Here is a 19,348-nt window from a genome sequence, read left to right on the forward strand (position 1 = left end):
TATGGGTAGCCTTCTGAGGGTGACCAATTTTTCGGCGGAACATGGGCCCTTCGGCGCCCCGGTGGAGATTCGTGTGGCAGCACAGCTGACGCAGCTGCCAATCGTGCGCGGACTGGCCGAAACACTGGTACTACTCAGTGATTTCACCCTCGACGAGGTAGCCGACGTGCGCCTGGCGGTGGACGAGGTGTGCTCGACTCTGATCGCGATCGCCGCCCCCGATACGCTACTCACCTGCGAATTCCTCGTCGGTGACACCGAATTGCAGGTCCGCGTCGACGGTGTCGCGGGATCGCAGGGCATGCCGGATCAGCGCAGCTTCGGGTGGCATGTGCTGCGCACGCTGTGCGACGAGGTGACTGCCGAGCAGCAGGATTTCGACGCAGGCGTGTCCGGGTACCCGACGACGGTTCGATTTCGACGGGTCCGGGGGAAGGCGTAGTGCACGGCGAGGACACATCCGACCAGCACAGTCTCAGCGAACCCGACAAAACCGACTCCCCTGCCGCGGAATCGGACAAGGCCGCTGAACCGGACAAGGAAGCCCTCGAGCAGGAATCGCTGGAGGACGAGACCGAAACTCCGGAGCCGGTATCCGGGTACGACGACGTCAGCGCCCTGTTCGAGCGTCTCGCGGCGACCGAGCCGGGCAGCGTGGCGCACGCGGTGGCGCGTGACGCGCTGATCAACCGCTGCATCCCGCTGGCCGACCACATCGCGCGCAAGTTCAGCGGGCGCGGTGAGCCGTTCGACGACCTGTCGCAGGTGGCGCGGGTCGGTCTGGTGCACGCGGTGGATCGGTTCGATCTGAGCCGGGGCTCGAATTTCCTGTCCTTCGCGGTGCCGACCATCATGGGCGAGGTCCGGCGATATTTCCGGGACAACACCTGGGCGATGCGGGTTCCGCGGCGCGTCAAGGAAACCCACCTGCGCATCGGCGCGGCGGTGGATCAGCTCTCGCAGCGACTGGGACGCTCCCCCACCGCCAAGGAGATCGCCGCCGAACTCGATGTCGACCCCGACGAGGTCACCCAGGCGGTCATCGCGGGCAACGCCTATCAGCCGACGTCGATCGACGCCGCCTCGATCGGGCGCGACAGCGATGCGTCGCTGCTCGACACCCTCGGCGAGGAGGAATCGCAGTTCGACCGGGTCGAGGAGTACATCGCGGTGCGCCCGCTCCTGGCGGGCCTGCCCGAACGTGAGCGCCGCATCCTCACCATGCGGTTCTTCGAGTCGATGACGCAGACGCAGATCGCCTCGCAGCTGGGGATCTCGCAGATGCACGTATCGCGGATTCTCGCGAAAACCCTTGCACGCCTGCGTGAATTGTCCGAACGGGACTGACGCCAGCGGGACAACGGAGTCCCCCTACGCGCTCTCCCTGGCGCGCCGAAGCTTCGCGGGTGCGCGCAGCCACCAAGCGCTATCGATCAGCTCGGCGAGCTGTCGCGGGTCGACCGCGGCGAGGTCGACGAGAACGAACGGGTGCCCGTCGTAGTGCGGGGTCGTGTAGAACGCCGGATCGCCGGAGGCGAGCAGCGCTTGCTTCTCCGTGAGCTCGCAGAGCAACGCCAGGCCGCCCTCCGCTTCGACACGTAACCGTGCGAAGCCCTTTCCGCTCACCTTCAGGCCGGGACTGCGCCACCAGGTGCCTTCCTCCACACCCGGCAGCGCCGTCGCCACCGCGACCACCTGCTCCCACGTCATCGCCATACGTCGATTCTGCACCGCGGCGATCGGCACCCGCTTGGACGAATGGAACGGCGCCGCTCCCGGTGTGGGAACGGCGCCGTGTGTTCGCGGGGCTACTTCTTGCGCAGGGTCGCCAGGAACATGGCGTCGGTACCGTGGCGGTGCGGCCAGAGCTGTGCGGACGGGCCGTCGCCGAGATCGGTGACGCCGGGCAGGAACTCGCGACTGTCGAGTTCTTCGGCGCCGGTGCGACGGACGAAATCGGCGACCACCGACACTGTTTCCGCGAGGTGCGGTGAGCAGGTCGAATACACGACGACACCACCCGGTCGCACCAGATCCCACGCGGCGGTGAGAAGTTCGCGCTGCAAGGTGACCAGTTCGGCCACGTCGGCCGGGGTGCGACGCCAGCGCGCCTCCGGGCGCCGGCGCAGTGCGCCGAGGCCGGTGCACGGCGCGTCGACCAGAACGCGGTCGTAGCCGGGGGTCAGCCCGCTGTCGCGGCCGTCGGCGACGTGCACGGTGACGGGCAGGTTCCTGGTGGATTTGCGGACCAGCTCGGCGCGGTGCTCGGCGGGTTCCACGGCGTCGACGGTGAACAGGTCGATCGCGGCGAGTGCGCCGAGCAGGGCCGCCTTGCCACCGGGACCGGCGCAGAGGTCGAGCCAGCGACCCTTGTCCTCGCCTTCCAGCGGCGCCCGGGTGAGAGCGAGCGCGACCAACTGGCTGCCCTCGTCCTGGACCGAGGCGATGCCGTCGCGGACCGGTTCCAGCAGGCCGGGATCACCACCGTCGAGATACACGGCGTACGGCGACCAGCGGCCTTCTTCGCCGCCGGTGACCAGCGCCAGTTCTTCGGCGGTGATCTCGCCGGGGCGGGCGACCAGGTGCACGACCGGGCGCTCGTCGTCGGCTGCCAGGAGTTCGTCCAGCTCGCCCGCCTGCGCGCCCAGCGCGTCGGCGAAGGACTGGGCAATCCACTTGGGGTGCGCGTGTTCGAAGGCGAGCTTGCCGACCGGGTCGGCCGGGGCCAACTCGGTGATCCACTGCTCGGCGGTCTTCTCCCCCGCCCGACGCAGGACGGCATTGACGAAACCGGCACGGCCCTGGCCGAATTCGGCACTGGCCAGGTCGACGGAGGTGTCGACGGCGGCGTGCGCACTGGTGCGGGTTCGTAGCAGCTGGTAGACGCCCAGGCGCAGGATATCGAGGATGGGGCCGTCGATCTCGTCGACCGGGCGGCCCGCGCAGGCCGAGATCACCGCGTCGAGCTGCCCCTGCGAACGGCTCGCGCCGTAGGTGAGCTCGGTCGCGAACGCGGCGTCACGTCCACTGATCTTGCGCTCGCGCAACAGCTTCGGCAGCGCGAGGTTGGCGTAGGCGTCGCGCTCACGCACCGCCCGCAGCACGTCGAGGGCGACCTCGCGCGCCGGATCCACGGGCTCGCCGCGCCGCTTGCGCGGACTGGGCACGCTGGGATCGGGCCGCTCGGGGCGACGTTGCGTGGCGGCCTTGGCCGCCGGTCCCGCACCAGCATCGCGGCTGCTGCTCCGCGAATCTCCTTGGCGCGCACCGCGGTCGGGACGGGAGGTGCCGCGGTCGGCACGTCCCGCGCCGGAACGTCCGGCACGGTCACCGCGCTGGTCAGCCGTGTCACGGCCCTGTGCCTCGTTCGCGCCGCCGAAACCAGGACGGTCGTCCTCGCGGCGAGGGGCACCGGAGCGCGGAGCGTCCGCACGCCGGCTGCCCGCGTCACGGCCTTGCGCACGGTCGTTCGCGCCACGGCCGAAACCGGGACGGTCGTCTTCGCGGCGGGGCGCGCCGGAGCGCGGGGCGTCGCCGCGTTGGTTGCCTGCGTCACGGCCCTGCGCGCCGCGGGTGAAACCGGGGCGGTCGTCCGCGCGGCGGGGTGCGCCGGAGCGATAGCCGCCGTCGTCGCGACGGGGTCGATCGGCGCCGCCGCGGTCGTCGCGGCCCGTCCAGCGGTCGCCGTCCGCGCGCGGGGTGGTGGTGCCCTTCGCGGCGCGGGCGGCCCAGCCGCCGTCGACGTTCTTGCCGGTGATCTTGCGGTCGTCGCGGGGGCTGCTGCCCCGCTGCTCACCCGTTTTTCCGGTGGGCTTGCGGTCGTCGCGGGACGTGATGCCCTTCGCCGCGTCGGCGTCGCGACGTCGGCGGCGGTCGGAGGCGCTCATCCGATCACCGTGCCGGGAGTCAGGCGGGCGCCGCGGGCCCAGTCGAGGGCGTTCATCATCTTCTTGCCGGGCGGTTGGACCTGCCCGAGGCGGACCGCTGTGGTCGATGTTCCGACGAAGACGCCGGACTTGCGCACCTCGATCTCGCGTTCGGGCAAGGTTTCCTCCACCATTTCCACGGGGCCGAGTTTGAGGCGCAGCCCGTTCACCTCGGTCCACGCACCGGGCGCCGGGGTAACGGCGCGGATGTGGCGGTGGATGGCCAGGGCGGGTTCGTCGAATCCGATCCGCCCCGCCTCCACCGTCACCTTCGGTGCGTAGGACACGCCGTCGTGGGATTGCGGAATCGCTTGCAGCGAACCGTCTTCCACTCCGTCCAGGGTCTTCTCGAGCAGCACGGCGCCCGCGTCGGCGAGCCGGGCGAGCAGCTCGCCAGCGGTGTCGGTGAGCCCGATCTTCTCGGTCATCACTCCGTACACCGGGCCGGTATCGAGGCCCGCCTCGATCAAAAAGGTCGACGCGCCGGTCATGTCGTCACCCGCGTCGATGGCCGCCTGCACGGGCGCCGCCCCGCGCCAGGAGGGCAGCAGCGAGAAGTGCAGATTGATCCAGCCGTGCGCGGGGATATCGAGCACCTGTTGCGGCAGCAGCGCACCGTAGGCGACGACCGGGCAACAGTCCGGCGCGAGCTCGGTGAGCGCGGCGACGAATTCGGGCTCGGACGGCTTACGCGGCGTGAACACCGGAATACCGTGTTCGTCGGCGAGCTGTCCCACGGGCGAGCGCATGATCTTGCGGCCACGGCCCGCGACGGCGTCGGGCCGGGTGACCACCGCGACGACCTCGTGGCCCGCGCTCTCGATCAGCCTGCGCAGTGAGGGCACCGCGGGTTCGGGCGTGCCCGCGAAAACGAGGCGCATCAGCGACCACCGCCGACGCCGCTGGATTCGCGCACAGTGATTCCGCCGCGGAACCAGTCGGATTCGCGGATGGTGCGCATCGCGTCCTTACGGTCGGCGGGTTCGAGCCGGTTGATGAACAGCACGCCGTCGAGGTGATCGTGTTCGTGCTGTACGCAGCGCGCGAGCAGACCCTCGGCCTCGAATTCCACCGGCGCACCGGTGATGTCCACGCCGGTGACCCGAACGCGCGATGCCCGGCGCACGTCGTAGCGCACGCCGGGAATCGACAGGCAGCCCTCGGGGCCGACCTGTTCGTCGGCCCCGACAGCCGACCATTCCGGGTTCACCACGTGCCCCGCGGCGTCGCCGGTGTCGTAGACGAATACCCGCAGCCCGACCCCGATCTGCGGCGCGGCCATCCCGACCCCGCCGTCGTCGTGCATGGTCTCGGTGAGGTCGGCGACCAAGGTGGCGAGGTCGGGACCGAACTCGGTGACCGCGTCGGCACGCGAGCGCAGGATCGGGTCGCCGAACAGGCGGACGGGCTGAATGGTCACGGTGGCTCCCGGGGAGGACGAATGCGGTCGTCCCAGTCTAGTGACCCCGCCAGGCGCTTCCGTCCAGCCCGGCCGTCAGGAGTTGCCCGCGATGATCACCTCGGGGATGCCGGTGCCGAGCGGGACCGGCACGCAGACCGGAGCGGGTGCCCGGACGGGGTCGAGGACGCGCTGGAGCAGTTGCTGCACGAAGGGGTCGTAGACCAGGTGGAAGTGGCCGGTCAGGTTGTCGGCGCACAGGTCCTGCAGGACGAGGTTCTCCGCACCCGCGCCGCGCAGGGCGATGTTCGAGAACGGCTGGATCATCTCGTCGACCCGGCTGCCGACGGTGACGTAACGGACACCGGGCACCGTGTCGCCGCCCGCGTTGAGCTCCACCATGAGTGGTTCGCCCTGGGCCTGCTGGACCGCGGCCGTCGAGGTGACCTTCGCGAAGACATCCATCATGCCGGGAACGGCCTGCCCCACCGGAACCAGTCCGTACATGACCCCGCCGTAGCTGGGTGAGGCCAGGCCGACCCAGGTCCCGACCTTCGGCGCGCCCCCGAGCTTGTTGACGTAGAACCGGCTGACGGTGGCACCCTGCGAGAATCCGACCAGGTCGACCTTGGTCGCCTCGGTCGCGACCAGGACATCGTCGACGAACCCGGCCAGCTGGGCGAAACTGATCCGCATGTCCTCGGTGCCATAGGTGTCGGCGCCCGGCACCCCGCCGTAGTTCAGCGCGAAGACGCAGTAGCCTGCCGACACCAGTTGCGGTCCGATTCCCGCCCAGTCGGAGTACGCACTCGAGTCGGTGCCGTGCACCAACACGATCGGCCGCGGATGCTCAGCCGTGGGTGTACACCCGAAGTTGTTGAGCCCCACCGGAACCGAGTTCGGATGAGCCTTGATGTAATGGGCTGCGTCCAGATGATCGGCCTGCGAGGGACCCGCCTCCATCGGAATGACAGCCGGCCGAAAATTCGCGGGTTCAGCGGCGGCGATCGGCGCGACGGACACACCGATCACCGCCGTGCAGGCGAGTGCCGTGACCGACACCGCTCCGCGCAATCGTGATGTTCCCCAACCCCACAACGTTCCCAGTTGTTCCATGCCCCAAACATTTACTCCATGGGATCGACAACCGCACGCCGGGAAGGACGTTCACGACGCCCTCACTTCTCGGGGGTTGCGTCGCCCTCGGAAACGACATCGTCTTCGGCGAGGATCCGGTACAGCGCCCGACGGGTTTCGGCGAGCACCTCGGCCGCCTTCGCCGCCTGCTGCGCCGTGCCGACCTGGGCCACCTGACCGACCGCGCCCATCACCTGTCCGACCAGACCGCGCAGGTCCAGCGCCTGAGCGCCGACATCCTGCTTGACGTCGGCCCACGGGTCACCGAGATCGTCGCGATGAGTCTCGACATAGGCCTTGCCCTCGTCGGTGAGCTGCGCGGTTTTGCGACCGGCGATCTTCTCGATGAGCACCAGGCCCTCGTCCTCTAGCTGGGCCAATGCCGGGTAGATGGACCCCGGGCTGGGGCGCCAGACATCGTCGCTGCGATCGCGGATCTGCTGGATCAGTTCGTAGCCGTGCATGGGGCGCTCGACGAGCAGCAGCAGCACCGCGGCCCGCACGTCACCGCGCCTGCCACGGCCGCCACGGCCGCGTCCACGACCGAAGCCAGGGCCGAAACCGGGCCCGAAACCTGGGCCGAAACCCGGTCCGAACTCGGGGCCGTGCCCGTGTCGCCCGCCGTGGCGGAACTGCTGCCGGTCGGGACCGAATTCCCGGGGGCCCGGTCCGCGACCGCGCCGGAAGTGTCCGAATTCTCGTTGTTCTTGGTTCTGCATGACAGCCTCCTGTGGCTCTCCCGTTTATCTTGACACTATCGACGATATATCGGCAATGCATCGAGCGCAAGGAGTAACCTGAATTCACCACGACGCCGAAGTCCATGCCCGGGTCGGCGGTGTCGACGCGCGCTGCGAATGTTGCGGTCGCGCAGTGGAACCGAGTTCGATCCCACCCTGGTTCAACTGTGCACCCGCGAGAACGGGGCACTGCTCGACGGACTCGACCGCGTCGATGCCTGGCAGCAGGTGATCGACGGCTGCGCGGCACTCGACAGACCGATCACGGACGACGAACTCACCGACGTCCTCACCGTCTTCGCCGACTACTCCGACGCGAAAGCGACCTGGTTCCTCGGTCATTCGCGCGCTGTCGCAGACCTGGCCGCCATCGCGGCGCGCGAGTACGGCCTGCCCGTTCACCGCGGTCGGCCCCGATCCGGCGATCGAGCGCTTCCGCGGCCGGTTCGGCGGTCCCGACGATTTCGCCGTCGTCGATTCCGGCCGCGAACGCGTCGGCGACAAGCTCGCGACGCACTGGTTGGTCCGCATCCGACCCGCCAACGGCGCCACCCGCGTCGCCGAGCAGCGCGTCTTCCTCACCACCGACCACGGCGAGATCACCGGCATCGACCTGTTGTGCTCGGGCTGGCAGCCCGGCGATCGCGCCTGAATCCGCCGCGTACCCGAGTCGGGTCTACCGCGCACCCAGCTCGTCGATCCACCGCTCCAGCCGCGCGCCCTCGGTGACCATCAGTTCCGGGTCGCGGAAAGTGTTGGTGAGCAAGGAGATTCCCTGATAGGCAGCCACGAACGCGATCGCGAGCTCGGCGCCATCGGTGCGCCCCAGCTCGGCGAACTGCGTGCGTGCCCAGTCCACGAGCAGGCCCATCACGCGCGCAGGCTCGCCGCGGAAGGCGTCCTCCCGCTTGTCGAGCTCGGCGGCCAACGAACCGAACGGGCACCCGTATCGCGCCGCCATCTCCCGCTGGTCGACCCAGCTGCGCACCATCGCCTTCAATCGGTCGGCGGGCCCCGGCAGCTCGGCGATCTCGGTGACGGCCCCGGTCAGCACCTGCGCATGCAGCTCGATGACCGCGGCGACGAACTGGTCTTTGGTCTTGAAGTAGTAGTAGACATTGCCGACCGGCACGTCGGCCTCGCGCGCGATCTCGGCGATCGTCGTCTTCTCGATGCCCTGCTGGTAGAACACCCGCATCGCCGCTTGGACCAGCCGTTCCTGCTTCCCGATCTTGGGGCTGACCTGCGCGTCCGATTTAGTCATACAACTAACTATAGACAGCCGATGCCCGATGGGATACGTTCTGTTCACCAAGTAAGTCAGCTAACTAACTAAGGATCCACATGATCGTCGTCACCGGAGCGACCGGCAACATCGGCAGCACCCTGGTCGGACTACTCGCCGACGCGGGTGAGCAGGTCAGGGCCGTCTCCCGAGGTACTCGTCCCGTCGACCTCCCCGCGGGCGTCGAGCACGCGGTCGCCGACCTGGGCGATCTCGACAGCCTCTCCCCCGCGCTACACGGCGCCGACGCGCTGTTCCTGCTGATCACCGGAGAGCAATTGGTGATCGGCCCCGAGCCGGCGCTGCTGCTGAAAACCGCCGCGGACGCCGGCGTGCGCCGAGTCGTCTTCGTGTCCTCGCAAGGCGCGGTGACCCGCCCCCACTCCGACGGCTACGCCCGAACGATCGCCTTCGAACAGGCACTCGCCGAGTCCGGCCTGGAGTGGACGGCGCTGCGACCCGGCGCGTTCTTCTCCAACACCTTCGCGTGGATCGAACCGATCCGCACCCAGCGCATCGTCCCGGCGCCCTTCGGCGATGTCGGCCTTCCCTCGGTAGACCCCGCCGATATCGCCGCCGTGGCCGCGGCCGCCCTCCGCGAAGACGGCCACCACGCCCGCGCCTACACCCTGACCGGTCCCGCCGTGGTCACCCCTCGCGACCAAGCCGCGGCACTCGCCGAAGCGATCGACATCCCGATCGCCTTCGTCGAACTCACCTCCGACCAAGCCAAACAGAACCTGCTCCGCTTCATGCCCGAGCCGGTCGCCGACCACACCCTAACCATCCTCGGCACACCCACACCGGAAGAGCTGCAGGTCAGCGACGATATCGAGAAGGTTCTCGGTCGACCGGCCACGAGCTACGCGCAGTGGGCGCGGCGCCATCGACCGATGTACGCCTGACCGGCGTGCCGGACGCCCGGGTCAGCCGATGTCGACAGGGTCGATCTGGACGCGAAGGGGGGCATCGGAGCGGTGGGAGCTGCGAACCGCTTGGGCGGCGGTGAGGGCGCGAGCGAGGGGCGCGCCACCCGAGCGGGGTACGCGCAGGAGCATGCGCTCGACCTCGGCGGGAGAGTCGGCGCCGGAGAAGGGTTTACGGGCCGTCGGCGGCAGGGGGACGGGGCCGAGGACCTCGGTGCCGTCGGGAAGGGTTGTGGCATCGAGTAATTCGGCGATCGAGGCGGTGGTGCCGTCGACGGCGGCGAGGCGGACCGCAGGCGGGAAGCCGACCTCGGCGCGGGCTTCGAGTTCGGCGGCGGCGTGGTTGACGGGGTCCCACCGGACCAGCGCCTGGACGGTGGGCAGGGAGGGTTCGGCCATCACGATGACCTGCCCGCGAGGCCGCACCAGCGCCGCCGCGCCCATCCAGCGGCGCAAGGTGTCCTCGCTCGCGCGCAGGTCGGCGCGGCCGAGCAGCGCCCATCCGTCGAGCAGCAGGGCCACGCCGTAACCGCCCTGCACGAGCGGTTCGGCTCCGACGGTGGCGACGACCACCTGAGCACCCGGTTCGACGGTATCGAGCACTTCCCCGCCCCCCGAGGTGCGGATCGGTACCCCGGCGAAGGCGCGACCGAGTTCTTCGGCGGTCCGGGCCGCGCCGATCACCGTCGCCCGCAGAGCTCGCGCACCGCACGCCTGGCAGCGGAACGCCGCTTCGGTGATCCCGCACCACTTGCAATTCGGGCTCGCCGCTTCACCATTGGCCGACTGTGGCAGTGCCAACGGGCCGTTGCAGTGCCGACAGCGGGCAGGCGTGCGACATTTCGCGCAGGCCAGCGACGGAACGTACCCACGCCGCGGCACCTGCACCAGCACCGCCACGTTCTCCTTGATCGCGGAGCGCGCGGCCGCGAACGCGACACCGGGCATCCGCACCGACCGCGCCAACGCGTCGCGCTCCAACGCGAAATCGCTGTCACCGGGCGCGCTGATCCGTGGCGTCACCTCGCGCAATACCTGGCGTTCGGCGAGAAGGTCACGTGCCCAACCGGATTCGACCACCGCTTGGATCTCGGCGGTCCGCGCGAAACCGGCGGCGACGAACGCGGCGCCCGTCTCGTGCGCCCGCAGCATCGCCACTTCACGAGCGTGCGGATACGGGGACCTCGGTTCGGCATAGGTGTCGTCGCCGTCGTCCCAGATCGCGATCAGTCCGAGGTCCTGCGCCGGAGCGAACACCGCCGCCCGCGTCCCCACCACGATCCGCGCCTGCCCACGTAATACCGCCAGCCACCGCCGATACCGCGCTGCGGGACCCAACCCCGCCGACAGCCCTACCGCCGAATCACCGACCAGCGCAACACATTCGGCGAGCAACCGATCGAGATCGCGCTGATCCGGCACCATCAACACGGCGCTGCGCCCACTGGCCACGACCGTCGCCGCCAACTCCGCCAGCCGCGCCGCCCAGTTCTCCCCCGGCAGTGCCTGCCACGCCGCCCGCGCCCCCTTGCCGTGCGCCAGCGCGTCGACGAAGGCCAGGCCGTGCACATATCGGCCCCATGCCGAAGCATCGACCTCGACGCGCGGTTGGGCTACGGACACTTCGGGTGACGACTCGGGCCGAACCTCCGCGGTCGTCGCGTCCGGCTGGTCCGATGTAGCCCCGCCCGCCGATTCGCCAGAGTCGTTCCCACCGGCCTCGGCAACTACATCAGACGGCGAATCTTCTTCGTTATCAACGGCTTCCGTGACAGGTGCCGCTTTCGCCGCGGTACCGGTCTTCTTGGTGCCGCCGGTTTCGGTCCGCGCGTGGCGCGGTGGAATGGCCAGACGCAGGACGTCGGCGCGCGTCCCCGCGTAGCGGGTGGCGACGGCGGTGGCCAGGCGCAGAATTTCCGGGGCGAGCACGCGTTCCGGCGAGACGACCCGTTCGAGCGGCATCATCTTGCCGTTGTGATCGCTGCGCGGGAGACGTTCCAGCAGGTATCCGTCGACCAGGCGACCGGCGAAACGCACGCGCACGCGCACGCCGGGTCGGGCGATCTCGTCCAGTTCGGCGGAGACGAGGTAGTCGAAGTCGCGGTCGAGGTGGGCAGGCGAAAGCAGCGGGAGCACCCTCGCGATGGGGTGTCCCGCTGCCTTCGATGTTTCGTCCGCTGCCACGCGGTCCGTGGGTATTACAGGCCGACGGCCGCGCGCAGCTTGTCGGCGCGGTCCGTGTGCTCCCAGGGCAGGTCGACATCGGTGCGGCCGAAGTGGCCGTAGGCCGCGGTCGGCGCGTAGATCGGGCGCAGCAGGTCGAGATCGCGGATGATCGCGCCCGGACGCAGGTCGAAGACCTCGGAGATGGCGGTGGAGATGCGCGTCGGGTCGACCTTCTCGGTACCGAAGGTCTCGACGAACAGGCCGACCGGGGCCGACTTGCCGATCGCGTACGCGACCTGCACCTCGACGCGATCCGCCAGGCCGGCGGCCACGACGTTCTTGGCGACCCAGCGCATGGCGTAGGCGGCCGAGCGGTCGACCTTCGACGGGTCCTTGCCGGAGAACGCGCCGCCACCGTGGCGGGCCATGCCGCCGTAGGTGTCGACGATGATCTTGCGGCCGGTCAGGCCCGCATCACCCATCGGACCACCGAGGACGAACTTGCCGGTGGGGTTGACCAGCAGTCGGATATCGGAGGTGTCGAGGCTGGGCAGGTTCAGATCGCCGATGACGGCGTCGACGACCTTCTCGCGGATATCGGGGGCGAGCAGGTTGTCGAGGTCGATATCGGCGGCGTGCTGGGTGGAGATGACGACCGTGTCGAGACGGACCGGGCGGTCACCGTCGTATTCGATGGTGACCTGGGTCTTGCCGTCGGGGCGCAGGTAGGGCAGCACACCCGACTTGCGGACCTCGGTGAGCTTGCGCGAGAGCCGGTGCGCGAGCGCGATCGGCAGCGGCATCAGCTCGGGCGTGTCGGTGGTCGCGTAACCGAACATCAGGCCCTGGTCGCCGGCGCCCTGACGCTCGATCGCGTCGTCGGAACCGCCGACGCGCGCCTCGTGCGAGGTGTCGACACCCTGGGCGATATCGGGCGACTGGGCACCGATCGCGATGTTGACACCGCAGGAGTTGCCGTCGAATCCCTTTGCGGAGGAGTCGTATCCGATTTCGAGGACCTTTTCGCGCACGATCCGCGGAATGTCGGCGTAGGCGGAGGTGGTGACCTCGCCCGCGACATGGACCTGCCCCGTGGTGACCATGGTTTCCACCGCGACGCGGCTGCCCGGGTCCTCCGCGAGCAATGCGTCGAGGATGGAATCGCTGATCGCGTCACAGATCTTGTCCGGATGCCCCTCGGTCACGGACTCACTGGTGAATAGCCGACTACCTGTCGTACGCACAGTTCTTCCCTCTCCCTCAACGGGTTACTCGTTCGGCTTGTGACGGTAACTTCTCGGTGTTACCGCGCAACCCTTCTCATCAAGACTATTCCAAACCACCGACATGGTGGCGAGTACGCACCAAGCCACGCCGCGAACACCTGCCCGGACGGTAGACTGCACGACCCTCGTTGCCGCGCAACTGTTTTCGCGCGAAACCGACGCGAACTCCCCGGTCAGCGCAGGAGCGGAACCAGTGCGTCGAGCACCCGGCTGGCCAGCAGCGCCTTCGAGCCGTGATCGAGGGCCTGCTCGGTGCCGTCGGCGCCGAGCAACCAGCCGTCGTTGGTGTCGACCTCGAACGCCTTGCCCTCGCCGACCGCGTTGACCACGAGCAGATCGCAGCCCTTGCGTGCCAGTTTCGAGCGCGCGTGGGTGAGCACGTCGCCGTTGTCGTCACCGGTCTCGGCGGCGAAACCGACGATCGCGGTACCGGCGAGCCGTCCCTCGGTGCGGGCGTCGACCAAGCCGGCGAGGATGTCCTCGTTCTTGGTCAGCGGGATCACGTCGGGTTCGTCGGCGCCCTTCTTGATCTTCGCAGCGGCCACATGGGTCGGACGGAAATCGGCGACCGCGGCCGCCATGATCACCGCGTCGGCGCCGAGCGCGTGCTTGTCGACCGCGGTCTTGAGCTGGTCGGCGGTGGTGATGTGGACCAGCTCCACCGCGGCGGGCGGCGCGAGCTCGATCGTGTTGCCCGCGATCAGCGTCACCTGGGCGCCACGCTGGGCGGCGACCCTGGCCAGGGCATAGCCCTGCTTGCCGGAGCTGCGGTTGCCGAGGAAACGCACCGGGTCGAGGGGTTCCCTCGTACCACCGGCGGTGATCACCACCCGGCGACCGGTCAGGTCGCGCGGCAGCGCGTCGTCACGTTCGAGCAGCAGCGATGCCAGACCGAAGATCTCCTCCGGCTCCGGCAGCCGTCCCGGACCCGTATCGGTGCCGGTGAGCCGGCCCGAGGCGGGTTCCATCACGTTGGCGCCGTGCGCACGCAGCGTCGCGACATTGGCCACCGTCGCCGGATGCTCCCACATCTCGGTGTGCATCGCGGGCGCGAACAGCACCGGACATCGAGCCGTCAGCAAGGTGGCGGTGAGCAGATCGTCGGCGCGCCCCTGTGCGGCGCGCGCCATCAGATCCGCGGTGGCGGGGGCGATGACGACGAGATCGGCCTCCTGGCCGATCCGGACATGCGGCACCTCGGGCACGTCGGCGAACACCGTGGTGTGCACCGGCTGACCGGACAGCGCCTCGAAGGTCGCTTTACCGACGAACTGTAGAGCCGACTCGGTGGGAACGACCCGCACCTGGTGTCCGGTCTCGGTGAAACGGCGAACGAGGGCACACGCCTTGTAGGCGGCGATGCCCCCGCCGACCCCGACGACGATCCGCATGGTCTTCTACGCCTCCGGACTAGAGATTGTCACTCGCCCTCGGTGTGTTCGAGCAGGTCGGAGTGAATTTCGCGCATAGCGACCGACAGCGGCTTCTCCTGCAGACCCGGCTCGACGAGCGGGCCGACGTACTCGAGGATGCCGTCACCGAGCTGGTTGTAGTAATCGTTGATCTGGCGGGCGCGCTTGGCCGCGTAGATCACCAGGGCGTACTTGGAGGACGTGCGCTCGAGCAGCTCGTCGATCGGGGGGTTGGTGAGGCCGATCGGGGTGTCGTACGCGGGTACTGCAGTGATGTCCGTACTCACTAGGGGTGGCTCCTGCGGGTTAGTGGGTCAAGAACTCGAATTTGTGCTAACGAACAACGATACCAACTGCTCACAAGCGGTCGTTACCTCGCTGTTCACGATGACCGTGTCGAACTCGTCACAGGCCGCCAATTCGACCCGGGCCGTCTCGAGCCTTCGCTCGATCACCTCGGGCGTCTCGGTGCCGCGCGAACGCAACCGCGAGACCAGTTCTTCCCAGCTCGGCGGCGCGAGAAACACCAGAAGTGCCTCCGGCATCGCCTGCCGGACCGACCGTGCACCGGCCAGGTCGACTTCGATCAGTACTGAAAGTCCGCTCGCCAGCGCTTCTCGCACCGGGGCGGCGGGGGTGCCCGATCGCTGCAACCCCCCATGGATGTCTGCCCATTCGAGCAGTTCGTCCGCCGCGATCATGGCGTCGAACTCGACTCGGGAAACGAAGCGGTAGTCGAGACCGTCGACCTCGCCGGGACGGGGGTCCCGAGTCGTGGCCGACACACTGAAAACCAGTTCGGGCAGGCGTTCCCGCACGCACCGCACGACCGTGGATTTACCCACGGCCGAGGGGCCGACCAGTACTACCAGCCGGCCCTTCCGCGTGTTTTTGTCCACCAGACTTTAGGCGTCGAAGTCGAAGCGGGTGAGCAGCGCGGCGCGCTGCCGGGCACCGAGACCACGGAGACGACGCGTAGGCGCGATCTCCAGCTCGGTCATGATCTCCGCCGCCTTGACCTTGCCCACCTTCGGCAGAGCCTCGAGCAGCGCAGAAACCTTCATCTTGCCGAGAATCTCATCGGACTCGGCATCGGTGAGGACCTGCTTCAGGTTCGTTCCACCGCGCTTCAGGCGCTCCTTGAGCTCTGCCCGAGCGCGGCGAGCGGCAGCCGCCTTCTCCAGAGCAGCGGCGCGCTGCTCATCAGTCAGCTGGGGAAGGGCCACGGGTTCCTCCGTCTCATCGTTCATTGCCAGATCTACCGCCGGTTACCCGGACGGTCTGTGCGACCGTACCCACGGTGCGCGCCGATTGCGAACCCGACCCCCAGGTCAGGGCAGGATTACGCATGCCGTATGGCGCGCGCGGACCCGATGCGGTGACCGCCGATTCCTTGGTCACGATCGTACAGTCGAATTCTTGAAATGTATCCTCACCTGCGGTTATACCGATATGGGCGATGATAGCCACCAGGTAGCGTGAGGGCCGGGTGCCGCCCTGGCAAACCCGGTGGCGCGCGACCAGCGGGTTTCCTGAAAAAGCCCGCGTGTCGCTCGATTTCGTACAGCGTGTCGTCAAGATCGGGCCCGAAACTGGTCGAGAACCGCGCCCGACGCGGTCGCCACGACATCGTCGATCCAGTCCGGAATCGGGGTGGCACGGGCGATGTAATCGCGCACCAGTCCGTACGGAATCGCCTTCACCGCGGCGCCCGCGATGGCCAGCGATCGGTCGTCGGCGGCCCCGAATTCGGCCACCGCGGCAGTCAGCAGCGCGGCGTTCATCTCGTCGTTGACGCCCGCGATCGCGGACCGCAGATCCTCGGGTCCGACCTCGAGCAGTTCGTCGCGATGGAACATCTTCATCGCCCGCGCCTCGGTCGGGTGCGCGCGGCAATAGCGCGGCAGAAACGTGGCGGCCGACAGCAGCGGCGCGGGGCCCGTCAGTGCCGCGACGAAGCCCTCGTGGAACCGGTTGATCGACCGCAGCCACAGGCGGGCAAGCAGTTCGTCACGTGAGGCGAAACGCACATAGATCGACCCGGAGTGCACGCCGGCGGCGGCGCCGATCGCCGTGATGGCGGGACGGGTTACGGCGGGATCGGTGAGCAGGTCTCGGGCCGCGTCGAGCACCTGATCGTCGGTGAAAAGGCGGGGTCTTGCCACCGGATCAGCCTAGTGGCACAGTTTATGAATATGGATTCAAGAACAAGATTCCCGCTCGCCGGCGCGCTGCTCGCCTTCATCGGCACCGTGCATACCGCCCTCGGCGTCGCATTGTTCGTCGCCGCCGATCAAGACGTCGAGCTCACGTTCTGGTTCACCGAGTTCGGCGTGCTCAGCATCGGTTTCGGCATCGCCATGATCGCGCTCGAGCGTGCCTTGGGCTACGTGCCCGGAGCGGTGCTGCTAGTGCTCGGCGCGGTCACGGTGTTCGGTCTGGCCTTCATGCCGGTATCGGGGTTCGTGATGGTGCTGCTGCCCCTCGGGGTCGGCTCCTACGGCTGGTGGCGAACCAGGAACGAGCGGGTCGCGGCCTGAGTGCTCACCCCTGCGCCGCACCGGCCCGCAGGTGCTGCAGGATGGCGAGCACGCGCCGGTTGTGTGCCTCGCCGGCCGGCAGGTCCAGCTTGGTGAAGATCGCGTTGATGTGTTTTTCGACGGCACTGCGGGTGACGAAGAGCTGTGCGCAGATCGCCGCGTTGCTCAGGCCCTGCGCCATGAGTTCGAGCACTTCGCGTTCGCGCTCGGTGAGCCGGTGCAGTGGCGAGTCGGCGCGATTGTGCAGCAGCAACTGGCGGACCACCTCTGGGTCGAAGGCGGTGCCGCCGGTGCCGACCCGGTCGACGGCATCGAGGAACGACCCGATCGCGGCGACCCGGTCCTTGAGCAGATAGCCGATGCCGCCGGTGCCGGTGAGGAATTCCGCGGCGTGCCTGCGCTCGACGTACTGCGACAGCACCAGCACGGCGATCCCCGGCTGGTCGCGGCGGATCTCGAGTGCCGCTCGGATCCCCTCGTCGACGTGGTCGGGCGGCATCCGCACATCGGCGATGACCAGGTCGGGTGGGCGAACCCGCACGGCGGCCAGCAGTTCGATCGCGGTGCCGACGGAGTCCACGATCTCGTGGCCCTCCGCGGTGAGCAGCTGGGCCAAGCTCTCGCGCAGCAGCGCGGAGTCCTCGGCCAGGGTTATCCGCACGGAACCTCCACGGTGATTGTCGTCGGGCCGCCCGACGGGCTGTCCACAGTCATGGTGCCGTCCAGCGCGGTGACGCGGGTGGCGATGCCGGTCAGGCCGTGGCCGGTGGGGTCGGCGCCGCCTTGTCCGTCGTCGTGCACGCGGAGGCGCACTGTCCGGTCGTCGCGCTCCACCGCCACTTCGATGGCCGTGGCCCCGGAATGTTTGATGGCGTTGGTGATCGCCTCGCTCGCGGTGAAATAGCACGCCGATTCGACCGGGCGGGGTGCGCGCTCGTCGAGGTCGACGGTCAGTCGTGTCGGTACCGGGGTGCGGTCGACGAGGGCTTCGAGGGCGGCGCGCAGGCCGTCGCGGGCGAGCATGGCCGGGTAGATCCGCCAGGAGACCTCGCGCAGTTCGTCGAGGATGTGCCCGGTCTCGGTGATCGCGCGGCGCTGCAGGTCACCGCGCACTTCCTCGTCGGCCGCCCGGTCCATCCGGCCGAGCAGGATCGACAACGCGACCACCCGCTGCTGCACACCGTCGTGCAGATCGCGCTCGATGCGGCGCCGCTCGTCGTCGATCACCTCGACCACCTCGGCGCGGGTGGTGGTGAGCTGGGCGACGCGCTGAGCCAGTTCGTCCTGCCCCGGCCGCGTGCTCCGTCGCAGACACCAGGCTTCGGCACGCACCACCCCGAGCAAACCTTGCACGGCGAGGAAGCAGAGCACCGCGCCGGGTAGGGCCAGCACGGTGACCGTCGCCCAGCTGACCTGCCCTGGTTCGGTCGCGTCGATGATCGGCACCGCGTCGCCGGTCGACGCGCCGTAGACCACGGCCACCGCGACGACGACCCCCAGCCCCGACAGCGCCAGCACCAGCGCACCGAGCACCCCGACGAGCGCGCGAACCGCCAGGTATCCCGCGGCCCGCGCCCCCTTCGGCGCACCGTTCGACCGCACGCCGAGCAACCGGGTGAGGCGCCGGTGCTCGCCCTGGGCGATTCGGTCGGTGAGGCCCGCCGCGATCGGCACGGCGAGCACACCGAGCAGGTCCAACGGCACAGTGAGCACGCCGAGCAGGTATCCCGTGACTGCGGCGGCGACGCGTGAGGATCGCGCCGGGGAGGTGCTCATCGCCCAATTCTCGCGTGTGCCTGCCGCTGCCGCACGCGCCGGACGACGAACACGGTCGCGGCTACGAGCACGGAGGCGATCACGGCCTTCTGCAGGATGCCCGCGTAGGTCTCGACGACGTGCCAGTTCTCGCCGAGGAAGAAGCCCGCGAACACGAAGACCGCGTTCCACACCAGGCTTCCCGCCGTGGTCAGCAGCGTGAAGCGGGTGAGGGGCATGCGTTCGACGCCCGCGGGGATCGAGATCAGGCTCCGGAAGATCGGGATCATCCGGCCGAAGAAGACCGCTTTGTCGCCGTGGCGGGCGAACCAGTCCTCGGTGCGGTCCAGGTCGGACAGTCGGACCAGGGGTAGCCGGTCGACGATGCGGCGCAGGCGGTCGCGGCCGAGTGCGGCGCCGAGGCCGTAGAGGGCGAGCGCGCCGACCACCGAGCCGAGGGTGGTCCACAGCAGGACCTCGGCCAGGCCGAATCGACCGCGACCGGCGGTGAAGCCGGCCAGTGGCAGGATCACCTCGCTGGGCAGCGGAGGGAAGAGATTCTCGAGTGCGATCGCGAGGCCGGCGCCGAAGCCTCCGAGCTGTTCCATCAGCTGTACCGCCCAGCCCGCGATGCCGGTCAGTTCGGTCGAATTCCCTGTCGTTTCCATGCTTTCGACGCTAAGGAGACGGGCGTTCGCGATCAGTAGCGTCGACCACCCGGTCGGTGCGGTGCGACCACAGGTCGGGGGTGGGGTTTTCCGCACCCCGGTTGCGGG

General features: G+C 68.9%; 23 protein-coding genes. 5 read left to right on the forward strand and 18 right to left on the reverse strand.

Features of this window, described 5'->3' with window-relative positions; genetic code table 11:
• Positions 1 to 19: 19 nt before the first annotated feature.
• A complete protein-coding gene (locus ASD42_RS04440) occupies positions 20 to 442 on the forward strand; it encodes an ATP-binding protein (RefSeq protein WP_056810513.1) in 423 nt (140 codons plus the stop codon).
• Between the two features lie 119 nt (positions 443 to 561).
• The gene (locus ASD42_RS04445; RefSeq protein ID WP_056815400.1) at positions 562 to 1,347 is read left to right on the forward strand and encodes an RNA polymerase sigma factor SigF; all 786 of its coding nucleotides are present in this window, start codon (positions 562 to 564) and stop codon (positions 1,345 to 1,347) included.
• Positions 1,348 to 1,371: 24 nt separating this feature from the next.
• On the opposite strand, the gene ASD42_RS04450 is transcribed toward ASD42_RS04445, so the two are convergent.
• The 7 genes from ASD42_RS04450 to ASD42_RS34255 all read right to left on the reverse strand — a co-directional run bounded on the left by ASD42_RS04450 (position 1,372) and on the right by ASD42_RS34255 (position 7,544).
• A complete protein-coding gene (locus ASD42_RS04450; protein WP_056815402.1) occupies positions 1,372 to 1,716 on the reverse strand; it encodes an MmcQ/YjbR family DNA-binding protein in 345 nt (114 codons plus the stop codon).
• Between the two features lie 92 nt (positions 1,717 to 1,808).
• Positions 1,809 to 3,134, reverse strand: coding sequence for an RsmB/NOP family class I SAM-dependent RNA methyltransferase (locus tag ASD42_RS04455; RefSeq protein WP_056815405.1), 1,326 nt, complete (start codon positions 3,132 to 3,134; stop codon positions 1,809 to 1,811).
• Between the two features lie 749 nt (positions 3,135 to 3,883).
• The gene (gene fmt / locus ASD42_RS04460) at positions 3,884 to 4,807 is read right to left on the reverse strand and encodes a methionyl-tRNA formyltransferase (RefSeq protein WP_056810516.1); all 924 of its coding nucleotides are present in this window, start codon (positions 4,805 to 4,807) and stop codon (positions 3,884 to 3,886) included.
• On the reverse strand, positions 4,807 to 5,346 hold the full coding sequence (gene def, locus ASD42_RS04465) for a peptide deformylase (protein WP_056810519.1): 540 nt from the start codon (positions 5,344 to 5,346) through the stop codon (positions 4,807 to 4,809). The genes fmt and def overlap by 1 nt, the downstream gene beginning before the upstream one ends.
• A gap of 75 nt (positions 5,347 to 5,421) precedes the next feature.
• A complete protein-coding gene (locus tag ASD42_RS04470) occupies positions 5,422 to 6,441 on the reverse strand; it encodes an alpha/beta fold hydrolase (protein WP_084787001.1) in 1,020 nt (339 codons plus the stop codon).
• A 62-nt stretch (positions 6,442 to 6,503) separates the two neighbouring features.
• Positions 6,504 to 7,181 (reverse strand): PadR family transcriptional regulator, encoded by a 678-nt coding sequence (locus tag ASD42_RS04475; RefSeq protein ID WP_056810522.1) that lies wholly within the window; start codon positions 7,179 to 7,181, stop codon positions 6,504 to 6,506.
• An 84-nt stretch (positions 7,182 to 7,265) separates the two neighbouring features.
• Positions 7,266 to 7,544, reverse strand: a complete 279-nt coding sequence (locus tag ASD42_RS34255; protein ID WP_156677382.1) for a hypothetical protein — start codon at positions 7,542 to 7,544, stop codon at positions 7,266 to 7,268.
• A 178-nt stretch (positions 7,545 to 7,722) separates the two neighbouring features.
• Here ASD42_RS34255 and ASD42_RS35595 point away from each other — a divergent pair, with 178 nt between their 5' ends.
• Positions 7,723 to 7,854, forward strand: coding sequence for a hypothetical protein (locus tag ASD42_RS35595; protein WP_268793499.1), 132 nt, complete (start codon positions 7,723 to 7,725; stop codon positions 7,852 to 7,854).
• Positions 7,855 to 7,878: 24 nt separating this feature from the next.
• Here ASD42_RS35595 and ASD42_RS04485 read toward each other — a convergent pair whose 3' ends face one another.
• Entirely contained in the window at positions 7,879 to 8,466 is a 588-nt protein-coding gene (locus tag ASD42_RS04485) for a TetR/AcrR family transcriptional regulator (RefSeq protein WP_056810527.1), read from the reverse strand.
• 80 nt (positions 8,467 to 8,546) lie between these two features.
• Here ASD42_RS04485 and ASD42_RS04490 point away from each other — a divergent pair, with 80 nt between their 5' ends.
• Positions 8,547 to 9,392, forward strand: coding sequence for an NAD(P)H-binding protein (locus tag ASD42_RS04490; protein WP_056810530.1), 846 nt, complete (start codon positions 8,547 to 8,549; stop codon positions 9,390 to 9,392).
• A 21-nt stretch (positions 9,393 to 9,413) separates the two neighbouring features.
• Here the strand turns inward: ASD42_RS04490 and ASD42_RS04495 are convergent, their stop codons facing one another.
• From ASD42_RS04495 to ASD42_RS04525, 7 genes are all read right to left on the reverse strand, one after another.
• A complete protein-coding gene (locus tag ASD42_RS04495; RefSeq protein ID WP_056810533.1) occupies positions 9,414 to 11,597 on the reverse strand; it encodes a primosomal protein N' in 2,184 nt (727 codons plus the stop codon).
• A 14-nt stretch (positions 11,598 to 11,611) separates the two neighbouring features.
• Positions 11,612 to 12,823, reverse strand: a complete 1,212-nt coding sequence (gene metK, locus ASD42_RS04500) for a methionine adenosyltransferase (protein WP_082844160.1) — start codon at positions 12,821 to 12,823, stop codon at positions 11,612 to 11,614.
• Between the two features lie 215 nt (positions 12,824 to 13,038).
• A complete protein-coding gene (gene coaBC, locus ASD42_RS04505) occupies positions 13,039 to 14,256 on the reverse strand; it encodes a bifunctional phosphopantothenoylcysteine decarboxylase/phosphopantothenate--cysteine ligase CoaBC (RefSeq protein WP_056810539.1) in 1,218 nt (405 codons plus the stop codon).
• Between the two features lie 29 nt (positions 14,257 to 14,285).
• Positions 14,286 to 14,564 carry a DNA-directed RNA polymerase subunit omega gene (gene rpoZ / locus ASD42_RS04510; RefSeq protein WP_056810542.1) on the reverse strand — a complete coding sequence of 93 codons (279 nt, stop codon included), beginning with the start codon at positions 14,562 to 14,564 and terminating at the stop codon, positions 14,286 to 14,288.
• A gap of 27 nt (positions 14,565 to 14,591) precedes the next feature.
• Positions 14,592 to 15,176 carry a guanylate kinase gene (gmk, locus tag ASD42_RS04515; RefSeq protein ID WP_056810544.1) on the reverse strand — a complete coding sequence of 195 codons (585 nt, stop codon included), beginning with the start codon at positions 15,174 to 15,176 and terminating at the stop codon, positions 14,592 to 14,594.
• Positions 15,177 to 15,182: 6 nt separating this feature from the next.
• The gene (gene mihF / locus ASD42_RS04520) at positions 15,183 to 15,503 is read right to left on the reverse strand and encodes an integration host factor, actinobacterial type (RefSeq protein WP_056815410.1); all 321 of its coding nucleotides are present in this window, start codon (positions 15,501 to 15,503) and stop codon (positions 15,183 to 15,185) included.
• A gap of 348 nt (positions 15,504 to 15,851) precedes the next feature.
• A complete protein-coding gene (locus ASD42_RS04525) occupies positions 15,852 to 16,442 on the reverse strand; it encodes a TetR family transcriptional regulator (RefSeq protein ID WP_056810549.1) in 591 nt (196 codons plus the stop codon).
• A 30-nt stretch (positions 16,443 to 16,472) separates the two neighbouring features.
• Here ASD42_RS04525 and ASD42_RS04530 point away from each other — a divergent pair, with 30 nt between their 5' ends.
• The gene (locus ASD42_RS04530) at positions 16,473 to 16,817 is read left to right on the forward strand and encodes a DUF6463 family protein (RefSeq protein ID WP_084787002.1); all 345 of its coding nucleotides are present in this window, start codon (positions 16,473 to 16,475) and stop codon (positions 16,815 to 16,817) included.
• A gap of 4 nt (positions 16,818 to 16,821) precedes the next feature.
• Here ASD42_RS04530 and ASD42_RS04535 read toward each other — a convergent pair whose 3' ends face one another.
• The 3 genes from ASD42_RS04535 to ASD42_RS04545 are packed head-to-tail and all read right to left on the reverse strand — an operon-like array spanning position 16,822 to position 19,240.
• Positions 16,822 to 17,478 (reverse strand): response regulator transcription factor, encoded by a 657-nt coding sequence (locus ASD42_RS04535; protein ID WP_056810557.1) that lies wholly within the window; start codon positions 17,476 to 17,478, stop codon positions 16,822 to 16,824.
• Positions 17,469 to 18,593 carry a sensor histidine kinase gene (locus tag ASD42_RS04540; RefSeq protein ID WP_056810561.1) on the reverse strand — a complete coding sequence of 375 codons (1,125 nt, stop codon included), beginning with the start codon at positions 18,591 to 18,593 and terminating at the stop codon, positions 17,469 to 17,471. Before ASD42_RS04540 ends, ASD42_RS04535 begins: the two co-directional genes overlap by 10 nt.
• Entirely contained in the window at positions 18,590 to 19,240 is a 651-nt protein-coding gene (locus ASD42_RS04545) for a DedA family protein (protein ID WP_056810563.1), read from the reverse strand. Before ASD42_RS04545 ends, ASD42_RS04540 begins: the two co-directional genes overlap by 4 nt.
• Positions 19,241 to 19,348: the final 108 nt, after the last annotated feature.

It is taken from the genome of Nocardia sp. Root136, from assembly GCF_001427185.1.
Classification (GTDB): Bacteria; Actinomycetota; Actinomycetes; order Mycobacteriales; family Mycobacteriaceae; genus Nocardia; species Nocardia salmonicida.

Coding starts and splice junctions, on each gene's coding strand:
- ASD42_RS04470 (WP_084787001.1), bottom strand. CDS start 6,441: ATGGAACAACTGGGAACGTTGTGGGGTTGGGGAACATCACGATTGCGC.
- ASD42_RS04545 (WP_056810563.1), bottom strand. CDS start 19,240: ATGGAAACGACAGGGAATTCGACCGAACTGACCGGCATCGCGGGCTGG.
- coaBC (WP_056810539.1), bottom strand. CDS start 14,256: ATGCGGATCGTCGTCGGGGTCGGCGGGGGCATCGCCGCCTACAAGGCG.
- fmt (WP_056810516.1), bottom strand. CDS start 4,807: ATGCGCCTCGTTTTCGCGGGCACGCCCGAACCCGCGGTGCCCTCACTG.
- ASD42_RS04540 (WP_056810561.1), bottom strand. CDS start 18,593: ATGAGCACCTCCCCGGCGCGATCCTCACGCGTCGCCGCCGCAGTCACG.
- ASD42_RS04530 (WP_084787002.1), top strand. CDS start 16,473: ATGGATTCAAGAACAAGATTCCCGCTCGCCGGCGCGCTGCTCGCCTTC.
- ASD42_RS34255 (WP_156677382.1), bottom strand. CDS start 7,544: ATGACCGAGGAACCAGGTCGCTTTCGCGTCGGAGTAGTCGGCGAAGAC.
- ASD42_RS04450 (WP_056815402.1), bottom strand. CDS start 1,716: ATGGCGATGACGTGGGAGCAGGTGGTCGCGGTGGCGACGGCGCTGCCG.
- ASD42_RS04475 (WP_056810522.1), bottom strand. CDS start 7,181: ATGCAGAACCAAGAACAACGAGAATTCGGACACTTCCGGCGCGGTCGC.
- ASD42_RS04490 (WP_056810530.1), top strand. CDS start 8,547: ATGATCGTCGTCACCGGAGCGACCGGCAACATCGGCAGCACCCTGGTC.
- ASD42_RS04485 (WP_056810527.1), bottom strand. CDS start 8,466: ATGACTAAATCGGACGCGCAGGTCAGCCCCAAGATCGGGAAGCAGGAA.